16 protein-coding genes are annotated in these 15,748 nt (G+C 58.7%); 9 read left to right on the plus strand and 7 right to left on the minus strand.

The features are described 5' to 3' along the window. Window positions 1-12 precede the first annotated feature (12 nt). Genes I8E17_RS25810 through I8E17_RS25820 form a run of 3 tightly spaced genes read left to right on the plus strand, consistent with a single transcriptional unit; the run spans window position 13 to window position 2,466 of the window. Window positions 13-879: an ABC transporter permease gene (locus I8E17_RS25810; RefSeq protein ID WP_069610180.1), complete on the plus strand. Its 867-nt coding sequence runs from the start codon at window positions 13-15 to the stop codon at window positions 877-879. Then, window positions 879-1,691 carry an ABC transporter permease gene (locus tag I8E17_RS25815; RefSeq protein ID WP_069610181.1) on the plus strand — a complete coding sequence of 271 codons (813 nt, stop codon included), beginning with the start codon at window positions 879-881 and terminating at the stop codon, window positions 1,689-1,691. The genes I8E17_RS25810 and I8E17_RS25815 overlap by 1 nt, the downstream gene beginning before the upstream one ends. Window positions 1,692-1,704: 13 nt before the next feature. Next, window positions 1,705-2,466: an SDR family oxidoreductase gene (locus tag I8E17_RS25820; RefSeq protein ID WP_113366206.1), complete on the plus strand. Its 762-nt coding sequence runs from the start codon at window positions 1,705-1,707 to the stop codon at window positions 2,464-2,466. A gap of 55 nt (window positions 2,467-2,521) precedes the next feature. Here I8E17_RS25820 and I8E17_RS25825 read toward each other — a convergent pair whose 3' ends face one another. The 3 genes from I8E17_RS25825 to I8E17_RS25835 form a co-directional block, all read right to left on the minus strand. Next, window positions 2,522-4,210 carry an aconitase X gene (locus tag I8E17_RS25825; RefSeq protein WP_069610183.1) on the minus strand — a complete coding sequence of 563 codons (1,689 nt, stop codon included), beginning with the start codon at window positions 4,208-4,210 and terminating at the stop codon, window positions 2,522-2,524. Window positions 4,211-4,282: 72 nt separating this feature from the next. Continuing rightward, window positions 4,283-5,524: an FAD-binding oxidoreductase gene (locus tag I8E17_RS25830; protein ID WP_069610184.1), complete on the minus strand. Its 1,242-nt coding sequence runs from the start codon at window positions 5,522-5,524 to the stop codon at window positions 4,283-4,285. Beyond that, window positions 5,524-5,679, minus strand: coding sequence for a hypothetical protein (locus I8E17_RS25835; RefSeq protein ID WP_162750877.1), 156 nt, complete (start codon window positions 5,677-5,679; stop codon window positions 5,524-5,526). Before I8E17_RS25835 ends, I8E17_RS25830 begins: the two co-directional genes overlap by 1 nt. Window positions 5,680-5,794: 115 nt before the next feature. On the opposite strand from I8E17_RS25835, the gene I8E17_RS25840 reads away from it, so the two are divergent. Next, window positions 5,795-6,832, plus strand: a complete 1,038-nt coding sequence (locus tag I8E17_RS25840; RefSeq protein WP_069610451.1) for an Ldh family oxidoreductase — start codon at window positions 5,795-5,797, stop codon at window positions 6,830-6,832. 86 nt (window positions 6,833-6,918) lie between these two features. On the opposite strand, the gene I8E17_RS25845 is transcribed toward I8E17_RS25840, so the two are convergent. The 3 genes from I8E17_RS25845 to I8E17_RS25855 all read right to left on the minus strand — a co-directional run bounded on the left by I8E17_RS25845 (window position 6,919) and on the right by I8E17_RS25855 (window position 9,973). Next, window positions 6,919-7,881: a dihydrodipicolinate synthase family protein gene (locus I8E17_RS25845; RefSeq protein WP_069610185.1), complete on the minus strand. Its 963-nt coding sequence runs from the start codon at window positions 7,879-7,881 to the stop codon at window positions 6,919-6,921. A 124-nt stretch (window positions 7,882-8,005) separates the two neighbouring features. After that, window positions 8,006-8,707, minus strand: a complete 702-nt coding sequence (locus tag I8E17_RS25850) for a GntR family transcriptional regulator (RefSeq protein ID WP_069610186.1) — start codon at window positions 8,705-8,707, stop codon at window positions 8,006-8,008. Window positions 8,708-8,806: 99 nt separating this feature from the next. Continuing rightward, entirely contained in the window at window positions 8,807-9,973 is a 1,167-nt protein-coding gene (locus I8E17_RS25855) for a GGDEF domain-containing protein (RefSeq protein WP_069610187.1), read from the minus strand. 267 nt (window positions 9,974-10,240) lie between these two features. Between I8E17_RS25855 and I8E17_RS25860 the strand changes: the two genes are divergently transcribed. From I8E17_RS25860 to I8E17_RS25875, 4 genes are all read left to right on the plus strand, one after another. Beyond that, entirely contained in the window at window positions 10,241-11,116 is an 876-nt protein-coding gene (locus I8E17_RS25860) for an ornithine carbamoyltransferase (RefSeq protein ID WP_069610188.1), read from the plus strand. Window positions 11,117-11,256: 140 nt separating this feature from the next. Continuing rightward, window positions 11,257-11,697, plus strand: coding sequence for a hypothetical protein (locus I8E17_RS25865; protein ID WP_176727949.1), 441 nt, complete (start codon window positions 11,257-11,259; stop codon window positions 11,695-11,697). Window positions 11,698-11,773: 76 nt separating this feature from the next. After that, entirely contained in the window at window positions 11,774-12,199 is a 426-nt protein-coding gene (locus I8E17_RS25870) for a DoxX family protein (protein WP_176727950.1), read from the plus strand. Between the two features lie 348 nt (window positions 12,200-12,547). Continuing rightward, window positions 12,548-13,054 (plus strand): HIT family protein, encoded by a 507-nt coding sequence (locus I8E17_RS25875; protein ID WP_069610189.1) that lies wholly within the window; start codon window positions 12,548-12,550, stop codon window positions 13,052-13,054. A 470-nt stretch (window positions 13,055-13,524) separates the two neighbouring features. On the opposite strand, the gene I8E17_RS25880 is transcribed toward I8E17_RS25875, so the two are convergent. Continuing rightward, window positions 13,525-14,061, minus strand: a complete 537-nt coding sequence (locus tag I8E17_RS25880) for a hypothetical protein (protein ID WP_069610454.1) — start codon at window positions 14,059-14,061, stop codon at window positions 13,525-13,527. A 742-nt stretch (window positions 14,062-14,803) separates the two neighbouring features. On the opposite strand from I8E17_RS25880, the gene I8E17_RS25885 reads away from it, so the two are divergent. Beyond that, window positions 14,804-15,280 (plus strand): ProQ/FINO family protein, encoded by a 477-nt coding sequence (locus I8E17_RS25885; RefSeq protein ID WP_069610190.1) that lies wholly within the window; start codon window positions 14,804-14,806, stop codon window positions 15,278-15,280. Window positions 15,281-15,748 lie beyond the last annotated feature (468 nt).

The raw sequence follows: 15,748 nt of genomic DNA on the forward strand, positions 1-15,748 counted from the left end.
AAGAACCTCTCGATGCCCCTTAACCCAGCCACCAAACGGCGCCTCGTCACCGCTGCCCTCGTCGGGCCGGCAAGCATCTGGCTGTTCGTCTTCCTGGTGCTGCCCTTCATCGCCATCATCGTCTTCGCCTTTGGTGAGCGTGCACCCGAAGGTGGCTATCAGGCAGCTTTCACCTTCGCGCAATTCGCCAATCTTGGCTCGCGGTCGGCAGCTTTCATCAATACGTTGATCCTTGCGCCGATTGGTGCGGCTGCCTGCCTGCTCGTTGCCTATCCGGTGGCCTATTATCTGGCCGTCAAGGCGAGCCCGCAACGCCGCCTGCTGCTCGTTTCACTGGTCGTCGTTCCCTTTTGGACGAGCTTGCTCGTGCGCACATACGCCTGGATGTATCTGCTCGGCGCACGCGGCATACCGCATCTGCTGGAATTCCTGGGCATAGAGAATGTCCGGCTCATCAACACGCCCGGTGCCGTGCTGCTCGGCATCGTCTATGGCTATCTGCCGCTGATGATCATGCCGATCTATGTCAGCCTGGAAAAGCTCGACCGCCGACTGCTCGAGGCATCCGCCGATCTCGGCGCCAAGCCTATATCGACCTTCTTCGGCATCACGCTGCCGCTATCCTTGCCCGGCGTCATGACGGGCGTTGCTCTGGTGACGATCCTCTTGCTCGGCGAATATCTGATCCCGCAGCTGCTTGGCGGCGGCAAGGTGTTCTTCATCGGCAATGCGCTTGTCGATCTCTTCCTTCAGTCGCGCAACTGGCCGTTCGGATCGGCGATCGCCGTAACGCTCGTTGCCGTCGTCGTCATCGTGCTGCTGGTTGCCATGCGGATTGCCTGGCGCGTTGCCGGTACCCGTCAGGTGGATCTCGTCTGATGCGCGCGCTCGTTACTTTCGTCTATCTGTTCCTCTATACGCCCATCGCGCTCGTCGTCCTGTTCTCCTTCAACGCCGGCCGCAATGCCAGCGAATTCACTGGCTTTTCGACGCAATGGTACGGACGGGCGCTGTCCAATACCTTCCTGATGGAAGCGCTGCGCAATAGCCTCATCATCGCCTTCACCAGCGCAGCACTTGCGGCGATCTTCGGCACGATGGCAGCAATCGGCCTGGAGCGGCTCGGTCCTCGCGCCCGCGCCGTCTTCGACGGGCTCTTTGCCGCCGCGATCGTCGTTCCTGGTGTCGTCATCGGCATTGCGACGCTGGTGGCACTGGTCGAGGTCTTCGGCATCATCAACCCATTGATCGCGGCCGTCTGGCCTGGCGATCAGCCTCCGAAATTCGCGCTCGGCTATGGCTCGATTATCGCGGCACACGGCCTCTTCACCATGGCGCTGGTGACGATGATCGTGAAGGCGCGCATTGCAAGCCTTGGCCGTGACATCGTCGAAGCCTCCAGCGACCTCTACGCCACGCCGCTGACCACGTTCCGGCAGATTGTGTTGCCGCAGATCATGCCGTCGATTCTCGCCGGCTTCCTGCTCGCCTTCACCTTCTCCTTCGACGATTTCATCATCGCCTTCTTCGTCGCGGGATCGAACACGACGCTGCCGATCTATGTCTTCGCGTCGATCCGCCGCGGCGTCACGCCGGAGATCAACGCGATCGCGACCATGGTGCTGATCGCATCGCTCTTCCTCATTCTCATCGCGCGTTTCCTGATGCGCGAAAAGACAACGACAAACTGACCAGGGAAACATCATGATACTCAAGGATCGGGTCGCAATCGTCACCGGAGCCGGCTCCGGCATCGGCCGCGCCGGCGCGTTGATCATGGCGCGGGAAGGCGCGCATGTGGTCGTCGCCGATATCGACTTGGCAAATGGCGAGGAGACCGTGCGCCAGATTACCGGGGCGGGTGGCAGCGCCGAAAGCCTGGTCGTCGACGTCATGGACGATCAGGCGCTTGAGGCCGGCGTCGCAAAGATCGCCGCGCGGCATGGCCGCATCGACATCCTGCATAATCACGCAGGCGCTCAGGTTGCAGGCAATCTGGAAGAGGTCGCGGTTTCCGGTTTCGACGCATCCTGGAACCTGAATGTCCGGGCGCATTTCATGGCTTCACGCTTCGTCATGCCGGTCATGAAGAAGGCCGGCAAGGGTGTCATTCTCAACACCTCGTCATCATCAGGCGTTCTTTATGACCGCGAGATGATCGCCTATACCACCTCCAAGCACGCGGTCATCGCCATGACCCGCCAGATGGCCGGCGACTATGCCCGGTGCGGCATCCGCGTCAACGCGCTCTGCCCCGGCTGGGTCGACACGCCGTTCAACGCGCCGTTCATCACGCAGATGGGCGGACGCAGCGCCATTGAAGATTACATCGCCGAGAAAGTGCCGCTCGGACGATGGGCCGATGTGTCGGAAATCGCCGAACCGATCCTCTTTCTCGTTTCCGACCGCTCCTCCTACATGACGGGACAAATCCTCGTCGTCGATGGCGGTGAAACGGTCGTTTAGGCTTACGGACGAAAACTTCGCAGCGATGCGTGAAATCAGTGCACCGTCATTCCTCTCAAAGCCAATCCGGCAACCCCGCCACAACGCGCCCGACGACAGCCGCCTCGACACAATCGGCAAGGCTGCCAAAGCGCACAGCGCGTCCGCTGAGGCCCGGACCATAATGCGCATACTTGCCCGAGTTGGTCATGACCGCACGCGTGCCGGGCGGCAAGACCGGCTCCGAGATCGAGCACCAGCAAAGATCGGGCAAAACCTGCACGCCGCTGCCGCGCAACCGCGCCAGCGTCCCGTCCGCCTCGGCAGCCGTGATGACATCGCGTCCTGCCGTGACGATGACCATTACCTCAGGCAAGCGGCGTCGACCGGCAAAGGCATCGGCGAGCATATGACATTCGGCAAGCGATGCATGCGGGCTGCCGATGGCGACAAGCTCGACGGCTTCCGGCCCCTCGTTCAATATTTTCCAGGCGGCTGCCATGTCGGCGCGTGTAATAGTCAGGCGATCGGCATTCGGATCGAGGACATCGACAGCCTCCGGCGTTACGCCATCGACATGCAGCATGGGAGCAGCAGACGTCGTACCAAAGGCAGCGCAGAGCGCCTTCAGGTCGTCGCGTGACGGATGTCCGGCGGCAAGACCACGCAGCAACGGAATGCGATCGGGAGACGCCTTTCCGGCGAGATAGCCGATAAGCGGCCAGAAAGCATCGTCACGACCTTCTGGAAGTTCAACGTCGAGGACACGCGTCGCCTTGCGATTTTCATCCAGATATACGCCCGAAAGCGGCGCGCGACCTGTCAGTGCAATACAGAGATCGAGGAAATCTGGATGCTTGGCGGTGCGTGCGCCCAGCACGCTGTTGGCGAAGATGACTGCATTGGACTCCGCCCAGCCGATGGCCTCCCCGGCGCCCGGCGCGCTATCGAGCAGATAGGGAGAGCAGGTGAAGGTCGGGCGGCAGCCCATGCGCACATAGGCATCCGCAAGCCGCGCGGCGGGATCGCCAAAATCCTCCGGGACGCCCTGCGATCTCCAATTGGCGAGATCGACCGAAATGGCATTCATGGTGGTAGGTATCCGCACACGCCCGCCGAACTCAGCCATTTTCTCGGCGAAAGTCAGGTTGGCCGGGCTTGCGTAGATGCAGCCATCGATATGACCCTGCGTCACGTCAATAAGGGAAGTGGCACCCTGCTGAGCTGCCATGGCGGTCAATATGCGCATGGCCTGAGCAGCCGCAACGCCTTCGCCGCCCTCCAGCATGGACCGGTCGGCTTCTGTCAAGGAAAGCCCGGAGATAGCAAGTGGTAAAAGGGGCATGGTCTCGCCATCCGCCACGATAGCAGCGGTTTCGACCTTGACCGTTTTTGCCTGCGCCAGACGGGCAAAGGCATCTGGATGGAGCCGCACGACAGGCAGCCGCCGGCCGAACATTTCGGCGGCGACAAGTGCGCCGAGCGTCAGCACATCCTCGGCTTCGCAAAAGATCAGGGCAGCCGGCGCGCGGCCTGTCAGCGCGAGATCGAGCAGCACACCGGAGCCGCTGCAGGAGCCACGGCTCGAAGGCATCATCAGGATTGCGCCGGTGAGACATTCGCCATGCAGCGGATGATGGATATCGATGACCTTGCCGGTGGCCGGATCGACCCCACCCCAGAAGCTGAGGGCTTCTTGCGTGGCGACGACGCGGCCCTCCGCCGTGCCACCCATGATGCTGCGAGCCGATGCCGTGTCGTTCATTTCATCGTGGGTCCGTATGCAAGAGGATTGTGAGCACCGATGTGGCAATCCACATCGGCATGTCTGTTTGCATTAGAAGCGTTGCGGCGAGAATGGCGTCAGATCGATCGCCGGCGCCTGCCGTGTCAAAAGGTCGGCGACAATACGCGCCGTGCCGGCCGATTGGGTCAAGCCGAGATGACCATGGCCGAAGGCATAGATCACGTCCGGCGTCGCCTTGGCGTTGCCGATCGCAGGCAGGCTGTCGGGCAGCGATGGCCGGAAGCCCATCCATTGCACGCCACCTTCCGGCTTGAGACCGGCCAGGAAAGTGTGCGCCTTCTGCAGCATGGCTTCGGAACGGCGAAAATTCGGCGGCAAGGCCAATCCGCCCAGCTCCACCGCACCGCCGACACGAATGCCGGTCGAAAGTTTGCTGACGACGAAGCCATGGCCGCCGAAGGTGATCTGCGTGCGCAGGTCGAAGGCATCGGCCGGAAGCGTCGTGTTGTAGCCGCGCTCGGTTTCGAGCGGCATGTGCTCGCCTAGTGTTTTGGCGATCCGATGCGAGAAGGCGCCGGCGGCCAGGACGACCTTGCCGGCCTGGCGCAGCTTTCCATCCGCAGCCACCACCTCGACCCCAACCGGAAGCGCCCGAAGCGACGAGATCTCCGATGTCTCGATGACGCCGCCGCGACTGCGAAAATGCGCGGCCAGCGCCAACGTGTAAAGCTTGGGATCGGCGATGGAATACCAGCCCGGCGTGAAGGTGCCGAGGATGAAGCGCGACGCCAGCCCCGGCTGGATCGCCGCCATCTCGTCGGCTTTCAGATGCTGGAATTCGATGCCGTGATTGCGGCGAACCTCCCAGCCTGGCAGCGAAGCGCGGAATTCCGCCTCGCTTTCATAGACCTGGAGATTACCCTCCTTGCGCAGCATGGGGAGCGTCTCCGTCGCGGCGAGAAAAGGCTCAAGTTCGGCCTTGGAAAGATCCATCAGGCTTGTCTGCGCCGCCGTGGAGTGTGCCACGCGCGAGGGCTGGCAGGCACGCCAGAACCGAAACATCCAGGGCGCGATCCTGAGTGCATAGGCAGGCGGCACCGAGAGCGGCCCCAGCGGATCGAGGAGCCATTTCGGCGCCTTCTTCAAGATGCCGGGGGACGCCAGCGGCAGGATATCCGTGAAGGCAAAGGCACCGGCATTGCCGGCCGAAGCTCCGGCGGCCGGCCCCTCGCGGTCGACGACAACGACGCTCAAACCGCGCGACTGAGCCGCAATCGCGGCGGATAGGCCTATGACGCCGGCCCCGATGACAATAACGTCCGGTTTTGCCATCAACGCACGCACGCGAGAGATTTCTGCATTTCCGGATGCTCCGGTTTGCCGAAAATCTGATTAGGCCTGCCGATCTCGGTCATCCCGCCCTGACGGATATAGGTGGCGCAATCCGAAGCATCGCGGACGGGCGCTGTCATGCAAATCATGGTCATCCCTCCTCCTCACATGCCCAACGGCACGGCGGCTCATGTCGATTTTTTGTATTCTTTTTGTATTTATAATTTTCAAGTCTATGATGCAAGCGAGCATAATATGGGAGAACCGAAATTGACTGACGTGATCACCCTGACACCGGATGCGCTGCGAGGCCGTGTCGAAGCGATCCTTTCAAAAGCCGGCGTCAATGCGCAGCAGGCCGGTGCGATTGCGCGGGTGATCGTCGCCGGCGAACGCGACGCCTGTAAGTCGCACGGCATCTACCGCATCGAAGGCGTCTTGCGTGCGGTCAAGGCCGGCAAGGCATGGCCGGATGCGGTGCCGGTGCTGGAACAGCGTGAGGATTCCGCCATCGTGCGGGTGGACGCCAAGAGCGGCTTTTCCAATGCCGCTTTCGAGCTCGGCGTGCCTGTGCTTGCCGAACGGGCTCGCCGCTTCGGCATTGCCGCACTCGCCATCAATGACTGCACGCATTTCGCAGCGCTCTGGCCGGAGGTGGAAGCCCTGACGGATCGAGGCCTTGCCGCCTTTGCCATGTGTCCGAGCTATTCCACGGTGGCACCCGCCGGAGGTACAGCGCCGCTCCTCGGAACCAACCCCTTCGCCTTCGGCTGGCCGCGCATCGACAATCCGCCTTACGTCTTCGACTTCGCGACGTCGGTTGCCGCCCGCGGCGAGATCGAGCTGCATCGGCGCGCCGGCAAGCCCCTCCCCGAGGGCTGGGCGATCGATGCCGAGGGCCAGCCGACCACGGATCCGGAAGCGGCACTGGCCGGCGCAATGCTGCCGTTCGGGGGGCACAAGGGGTCGGCGATCGGCACCATGATCGAGCTCCTGGCCGGCATCATGATCGGCGATTTCACCAGCCGCGAGGCACTCGACTATCTCGGCTCGACGGCGTTTGCACCGCGGCATGGCGAACTCATCGTCGCCTTCTCGCCGGAGGCTTTCGCGGCCGGCCGGCCCGGAAATCCGCTTGCCCGCGCCGAAATACTGTTCGAGGCAATCGTCGGCCAAGGCGCGCGCCTTCCGTCGCAGCGTCGCTTCGCCGCTCGCGCCCTTGCGGAAAAGGACGGTATTCCGCTGACCGCAGAGGAAATCCGGCAACTCGATCGCCTGGAGGAACTCGGCCTGGACGCAGTGGTCTGAACCAAATGTAAGTGACGGCCGACGGAAGATAATGAAAGAGGCCCCGCGGAGCCTCTCCAATCTTGCATCTAAACTATCGTAAGAGCTTAGGCCTTGTACTTTTCCACGGCACCCGGAAGCTTGCTCCACTCGGCATACCAAGTATTGAAAAGCTTGAACTGCGTCTCGACATAGCCGCGCTGGCTATCGTTCAAGACATCGCTTTCATTGAAGTGCAGCTCATATTCCTTGTCTCCCTTCAGCACCATCATATGCTTGAAGAAGAGAACCAAATCCGGACCTTCATCGAAAGAAGAGAGGACGGCAAGCGCCTGCTCAAGTTCAAGCGCGCGCTGGCGCGCATCGACGTCGCCCTTGGCGGCCGCCTGGGCAAGGTTGCAGAGATGAACGACTTCCCTCGGCAACACGTTGCCGATGCCAGTAATGGCGCCGGTTGCACCGCAATTGACGAAACCGTGGAAGACCGCCGTGTCAACACCGATCATCAGCGACACGTCATCATCGCGACTGGTGATGTTTTCGGCGGCATAGCGCATATCGGCCGGGCCGCCGAACTCCTTGAAACCGACGAGATTGGCATGCTCGGCGCGCAGCGCGAAGAAGAGATCGGCGCGCGTTGCAAAACCATAGTAGGGGCTGTTGTAGATGACCGCAGGGAGATCGGGGGCGGCCGACAGGATCGCTTTGAAATGCGCCTTTTGGGCAGCGATCACCGAGCCGCGCGACAGCACGCGGGGGATGACCATCAGCCCCTTGGCACCGACCTTCTGGGCATGGGCAGCGTGGGCTACGGCCGATGCCGTATTGACGGCGCCGGTGCCGACGATGACGGGCACGCCCGCTTTGGTCAGCTGATCGACGCCCTCCATGCGCTGGGCATCGGTCAGAAGCGGCCAATCGCCCATCGAGCCGCAATAGACCACAGCCGACATGCCCTCGGCGATCAACTCCTTGCCCTTGCGCACCAGCGCATCAAAATCGGGACTGCGATCGGCTTTGCACGGAGTCATCAAGGCCGGGATCACCCCGGAGAAAATGCTGGACTTCATCTTTCTATCCTCTTGGGCCGGGGGTGGATCGGCTATCAGCCCAGCAGCATTCGCCGCCGCGCCTCACCGTTTTCGCAGCATTGATATACCTTTGTATTTATTTTGTCGACAAGAAATATGCAAATCAAAGGCTGATGTCGAGACGATCCCCGCGCATCAGCAATTTCTGAATTTGGGCGACGATCTGTTCGGCATGTTCGCGCGCAAGGCGCTCGGCAAGTTCCGTATCCCGCGCCTCGACGGCGGCAATGATTTCATCGTGCTCCTCGACGAAACGACGCGGCAGACGATCGTCGTAGGATTGGTAATAGAGGCGCAGGAGGCGCCGGCCCTCATCCAGCAATCGCGAGAAGAGGCTGGTGAAATAGGGATTGCGGCCAGCCTCGGCGATCGCGAGATGAAGCGCGGCATTGGTGGAAATCATGGCGAGCGCATCCTGCGCTTCGACGGCATCGGCGAATTCAGCCTGAAGCGCGCGCACACCTTCGAGATCTTCCGGACGGTGATATTTGGCGGCAAGCTGCGTTGTCACCCGATACATCAGCACCAGCGCATCGAAATAGCTATGCATGTTGAGAAAATCGATCTGCGAGACCATAGTCGAGCGGTTGGGCAGCGTATCGATCAACCCCTCGCCTGCCAGCCGCACGAGCGCCTCGCGGATCGGCGTGCGCGACATGCCGAAGCGTTCGGAAAGCTGCACCTCGTCGATGGGGCTGCCCGGCGGCAATTCGAGATCCAGAATTTCGTCCCTCAGGATATCATAGACCACCTTCACGCCGGAGCCGCGCTTGCGCTCGTTTCGGAGGCTTGTTTCATTATCCATGGCTAACTGACCCCTTCTTTCAGCGTGAGAAATAAAGGGGCATGCCAGCTAAATCAACGCCGCTTCCCGGCATTCCGGGCCGTTACCAAAAATCGAGGATTACGCCGAGCGGACGTAAACTTCAGCGACAAAGTCGCTGCTCGCATCACAGACCCGGTTTCGTCCGCCTGCCTTCGCCAGATAGAGGGCACGATCCGCTTCGCGACAAAGCTCGGCAAGTGACCTGCATTCCCGGTTCACCTTCGAAATGCCAATGCTCGTCGTCACCACCACATCGGCACCGAGATCCGGAAATCGGGTTCGCTGAACAGCTTCCCGAATGCGCTCGGCCTGGATAAGCGGCTCTCCTGCTTTCAAGGGAAGAAAGATTATGAACTCCTCTCCTCCCTGCCGCGCGAAAACGGCGGACGACGGCAGTATCGCCTCGATCGTTCGCGATACTGCAACGAGAACTTCATCTCCAGCCGCATGGCCCCAACGGTCATTGAAATGCTTGAAATGATCGATATCGAGATAAATAATGGCATCTCCATCCCGAAGCCGTCCGGAAGCGTTCTCGTTGAAGAAGCGACGATTATAAAGACCCGTCAGGCCATCTCGCTCGGCTGTTTGTCTGAGTTTTATCTGTTGGCGCTCGCTTATGAAAATGACGATCGACAGCGCCAGCACGAACTTGGAAAGGATCATCAGCAGGAAGCCGCTCGCCACATCGAGAAGGGCGAAGAAATGGAACGAGAATTCGAAGGCCATTATCAGCGATAGCAGGCTGCAGGCCAATAATATTGCGGCAACGAATTTTCTGATCGGCAGCGGTTCGCGAAAGGAATCCCTGAATATGACGATCGCCGCGCCGGCAAGCATCCCGCAGCCGAGGAAATTGAATGTCGCCGCCCGATATGTATTGTTCAAATGAAATGCTGTGAAAGCTCCGACGAGCAAAGTCAGCAGCGCAGGCAGCAATGCAAGAGCCGGCATCACCTTTCTGTCGGGATCGCTGATCACCACGAAAGATGAGCCGAGCAGCGAATATCCAAGCACGGCGCAAACGAGATTGATAAGGCTGAGAGGCGCATAGAATGCCGGATAGGTTTCGGCATATCCGGCCAATGTTGATGCCGCAGCGAGAATGACGAAACTTGAGGCAAGCAGACCAACGCCGCGGCTTTCATTCGAGCTGTATTTCAAATAACCCAAAGTCACCGCACCGGCAATATAGGATGTCTTTTGGAGAAAGAGCACCGTCGGCATATCTAATTCACTGATCATCGAAAACTACCAAAGCAGCCGGAAAGCATTGCGGCCTCGATACTCCGGCCGATCTAAAGATTTTGCCGATGGGGCTGCTAAAGATCTTGAAAATGCAGCATCTGCGATGGGTCTTCGCCGAAAGCGGATCACCGCCATGGGCGGGACTGGCATCAAGGTCGCGACGGTCGGCTGACGCTTCTCCACCATTGCGCCGGATCGAAAACAGCCTAGGGTGAACGCCTGGCCGCCGTTGCAGAGAGCTGCCGAATTCAACCTGGATACGCTATGAATTTTATGTCGAACAGAGATTTCCTCGAATTTCACTCGTTGCCCCCGAGCGTTATCCTAGGGATTATTGACCGGGCGGACCAATTTGCAAAGCATTGGCACGAACGCACCATGCCACAAGCCCTGTTCGGCAAGCGCGTGGGCATCATTGTCGACGACACGGGATGGAGAAACACGACCGCATTCGATCTCGGCGTGAAGGCGATGGGCGGCATATCTGCTCAACCTCCCATCAGCTTCAGTACTCGCGAACCCACAGCCGATCTGGCGGGCTACCTCGATAATTGGTTTGATCTTCTTGTCGTCAGGACAAAAGAGCTTGCTACTCTGCATGAGCTTGCTGCTGCCGCGGAAGCACCCGTTATCAATGCCCGAACAAGAACCAATCACCCTTGCGAAACGCTTGGCGATCTTGCCTATATCAAGCGCGTAAGAGGAACGCTTGATGGCCTCAAGGTTGTCGGAATTGCGCCAGACGCCAATATATTGAGATCATGGGTCGAGGCATCACGATCGATGCCGATGCACGTCGTCCAGGTCTATCCGGAGCGCTGGCACGTCACCGACCCGGACCTTCTGAACCCGAATTTTGAGAGCAGCAGGGACATTCGCCATCTGCTCGATGCGGACGTCATCATTACCGATTCATGGCCAACGGACGCAGAAGAAGATGCGTTGGCCGAGTATCGGGTGTCGGCTTCGCTTCTCAACGAAGGAAAGCAAGGCGCTATCTTTTTGCCATGCCCGCCAGTCACGAGAGGTCAGGAACTGACGGCGGATGCAATGCTGCATACAGCCTGCCAAAGCCGAGTGGCCAAGGCATTTTTGCTTCATGCCCAGAATGCCTTGATGGAGTGGATGATGACGTCGTAATCGTCGATGACGACATGTCTTGCGATGCGACGCAAATGGCGAGCATGACTCTGGTTGGTTTTCGAACTTTGAAGCGACGGAAGAGCTTTGGCTATAAAGGCGCCTGCGCCCACAAATCCTGAAAATCGGAACCGCGGACAATGATCTGGTTTGATGCCGCTCTTGAAAAGCATGCTGACGATGATCTGCTGCGGCGCTCCATCGCGGCCGTACTCAGTGTCGATACCGACAGCGTGGACGCAATCCACGACATAGCGCAAATCGCGGATATGCCGGCAACATGCCTCGTGACGTGGGGATCTTTCGATGACTTTTCGCAGACCATCAGCATCTATCACTCCAATGACCTGCACCCGCCGCCCCTTCTGGACTCTGCCAGCCAACTGGCACGACTGCTCCAGAGATCGCTCCTGATTGCCAACGACGAGACAACGAACCCCTATTCTTTCATTCTGATATCCGGCGCCGGAGAACCTTCCGTCGTTCTGGTGGATCCGGACGCACTGGACGAGAACGATCGCTATGTCATCACGAGCCATACCTCCGGCATGAGCGGACAATCGCGGGAATCCGGCAAATAATTTTCATCCTCTCTGTCGGAATCACCTTCGGTTGGCCGTCCTTGGAATATCAACCGCGTCAACCTGGAGGGATATCGTGGAAAACGCTCAATCAATTTGGCAGACAGCCGCCGTTCTCATCGCGCGCCTCATCTTCACCGCCGTCTTCGTGATGGCGTTCTCGTTCAAGTTTATGGATATGGGCGCGACTGCGAGCTACATCGCTGCCGCCGGCTTCCCATTTCCATTATTCTTGGCTTGGTGTGCCGCAATCCTTGAAGTGCTGCTTGCCGTTGCTTTCTTGACCGGTGCTTTGTTCGTCCCGGCGACGTTCGTTGCAGCTGTGTATGTCATCTTCCTTGGATTCTCATTCCATGGTCCGGACCGTTGGGCCGGCAACCAAGCTGAATTCGGCTTCTTCGTGGATCACTTCGTTTTCGTAGCGGGACTGCTCTTCGCCGCCGTGCATGGGCCGGGAAACGTATTTGCCCTCAGGTGGACGCCCTCGTCGGAAAGGATATGACGCCGCTTCAGCATGATCTGAAGCTGGCCGCACCATTCCGTTTTGATGGGAGATGGGTAGTCCGCTGGCGCATGTAAGCCCGAACCCGCAGCACTTCGATCGCATCGCAGGACGCTAACAGCTTGGAACTCTGCTCCCTGCTGAAGCACAGAGTGTTCATGACTCAATTGACGGGCGCGCTTGCCGTTCGCTCCACCAAGTTTGAACAAGCCATTCAATCCGCTCCACGTTCCCATGCTACGGTACGTGGAGCGGGATGGATGGCGTTGCTGGAGCAACTTCCCAACCTGAACTGATGCGCTAGATTGGAAGCCGATACGCTGCCGAGCAACAAGGTAGAAGTCCAAAATGAACGACCGGCAACCATTTGATCTCAAGACCTATGTGCACGACAGCAAAACAAAACCATGCTTCATCTGCGGTTTGGTCAGGAGTGATCCCTCTTGCTTTCATCACCGCATTTTTGAGGACGGCGACACGATTATCTTTTTGAGCAAGTATCCAACGTTGCCTGGCTACTGCCTTGTCTGTCCGAGAGAGCACCGCGAGGATTTGGCTCAAGATCTGTCGACGGCAGAGTATCTCCGATTACAGGAAAAGGTGCATCTGTTGTCTCGCGCCCTTAAAAGGGTGTTTGACGCCGAGCGAATTTACGTACTTTCACTCGGCAGCCGACAGGCCAACAGCCACTTACATTTTCATGTCGTCCCCTTGCCTGCAGGTGTGCCGCTCGAGGAGCAGCAATACCATGCTTTGATGGCGGAGCACGGGGTTCTGCGTATAGCTGACGACCAAATGGCGCAAATGGCGCTGCGGATCGCTGGAGCCTATCATTCTGAGCTGACCGCATCATAGTTCGACGCTAGGCTTCCTACGGAACTTGCGGTTCAAAGAGATGATAGCGGTTCTCCTGTAACATACCGGCAATGCAGGGCGGGAAATCTTGGTCCTAAAGGATGATCGTCAGATTGGCGCGCCGCCAATTCAGTCAGCAGCGGCATTTTGCGTCTGTCGGCTTCCAAGTCGAAACGATCACCCTTGCTGCTCCAAATACCGTTGCTGCGGCCCGGAAGCGTCAAACGACAGGTTTCACAATAGCTTGAGATTATGGTTAATACTTCGCTTAGCCGAAGCTATATAAGATTTTGCTTCCGCCACATGCCAGCATCCCCGCGATCGAGTTTTAGCGGAGACCGGATACTGAGACCTCGACCAAGAGCCGCTTCGGAGCAGCAGATTGCAGCTCCCATGGCTCCTCTTGCGCGAAAGACCATATGCGCTTGCCAACCGCGGGAAAAAGCAGCGGCGCCGTACCCCGGCACGCACTACTTCGGCAGTGATTGCATGCTCTTCATGGCTTCGAGGTCTTCATGCGAGACGAATTCGCAGGCCAGCAGGGTCTTGCCTGGGAAGGCCGCGGATTCGCGGGCGACCACCGATACCACTCCCATCCCGGCCGCGGGCTGCTCAGCCTTGCGCAAAGCGCGCCCATATGACTTCGTTACGGTGCCGAGGAGATTACCAAGCCCATCCGGTGTCAGGTGATAGGTCTTGGCCAGATCGTCCGCCCGCAAGCCCTCGACCAGAATGCCGAAGCTCGTCCCTGCGAAGACGATTTCATTCGTCTTGAAGCCTTGGCGGCCAAAGTCCGCAGACATTTTGTAGACGGCAGCCGTCATGAGCGACGTATCCGCCTTCGCAAGCTTTTCAGCCTCATCATACATCTTTGTCGCGCTGGCAGTCGAATAAGGCGGCTTGCAAAGGGCGGCATCGAAGAAGGAAGCTTTGTCAAAAGCAAACGCACTCGAACCGAGCGTGAGTGAAACAACGACGCCAAGTGAAAGGGATGCTGTTATATTCAAGAATAGTTCCCCCCAATGACTGACGAGCCGTTCGAACTTGGATCGTGTCGAGCGTGCTGTGCTGCTGTATCTACCGCTACGATCGCCGCCAGCCAAGCCGCCCATAGCTACTATCTCCAGATTTTTTACCGGGCTCACAGATTAGATGACGACGGTCGCGGAATGCGCTTCAACCTGCGAGAAAACCGCACTCTGATATAGAGCAGCCCTCTTCAATGGACCGAAGGGCGTCGGGTTGGCTTGACGACGCAAGACGCGATTTGTGGGTTCCCGCGCGATACCCGCCCCTGCCCTCGATGGCTTCATTCTCGCAACCGCTTCTCCGTCTGCGGCATCCTCAAATACGAATGCTCCCACGCTGCCTTGCCGATGAAAGATGCTACTCGGCGCCGACTTGCTCCGCTAGCATTTGGTTTGCAGCCGCCCGAGTAAAAGGCTCCTCCCCTTTTGAACACACCAACCGCGCAAACCAGAGCCCTGCGACATTTTCGCAGGCAGCTTGTTACAAATTCGGGATTGAGGGAAGATGCGCCGCGTACGCGCTACCTATCGCGGCTTCGCGAAAGCTAGCCGTCCAACTATAAAAATCTCGTTAACCAAAAACTTGCTGCAGGCTGCACCATCTCATATATGAACGTCGGCTTGGCGTGAGGGCGAACAAGCGGGACAGATTTCTTTGCCATCCCGTCAAAATCACTTCACAATCAGTCCGTAATGGAAGTGCACGCAGAGGAACGATTTGATGGAAGAACCCTGGACAACCAATCGCGAGCCGATCGTGGCGACCGAACTCGATGTCAAGAAGGCAGCCGCGATCAATACGCTCTTGCTTCGCCCCATCGCTATCCTACCCGCCAAAGCCGGCGACCCTATCCGTCCTTTTGCGCTTGGCCTGTGGAATGAAATCCGTCCGCTTTTGAAACCTGACGTGCCAGTCATGTCTCTGCGTCGCTCCACCAGCGCGTTTCTGCATTCCAAGCGATATTATCATGCTTGCGCCCAGCCGGATTCCATGCGGCACGATCTCGCCGGCAATCCCGTCGAGCCGCTTTCGGCCGAAGACAGGCTTGCCGCACAGCAGCGCCTGATCACGCTGCGCCAAACGCAGGCCAAGGCTGCGACCCAACGCGAAGAGCCGCCACCACCGCCAGCTTTGAGCAAAGCAGAACTCATTCGAGCCTCCCTCCTCGGGCGACGCTCCGATCGCGCCGCCCGCTGATGCGCCTGGGCGCATCGCCTCATACCCTCCTCGCCTTCATTGTAACGACCATAATGGAAACGCTGCGCCCTTGGCGTGGTGGTGCGGCGATGCAATTGACAGCAGTTCCGGCTGCGTCCCGGTAGTCCGCGGACTACCGGCCTATCAAGCTTCATTCACGAAGCGACACGCTTGGACGCGATCATTCCAGAATCCCATTGGTCTTCAGCGAAAGTGGTCCGTGGACTACTCGCCGTTCGTCCATGAAAAACGGGATGCGAATCGCTATCCAGATCGGCCGTACCTAAATCGCCGAAATAGTAAAGCGGCATCGGATCGAACGTCGCTGCAGGCTGTTGATGCGTAAAAACGCATCAAAAACTGCCTTTTATCTAAGCATTTGTAAAACGGACACGAATCGGAGCATATTGTAACTGCGTAGTTCAGTAGCATTCTGTCACAATTGCGCAGTTAATTGGGAAAACAACC

Origin of the sequence: Rhizobium sp. AB2/73 (assembly GCF_020871915.1) — a bacterium.
GTDB classification, from domain to species: Bacteria; Pseudomonadota; Alphaproteobacteria; order Rhizobiales; family Rhizobiaceae; genus Rhizobium; species Rhizobium dioscoreae.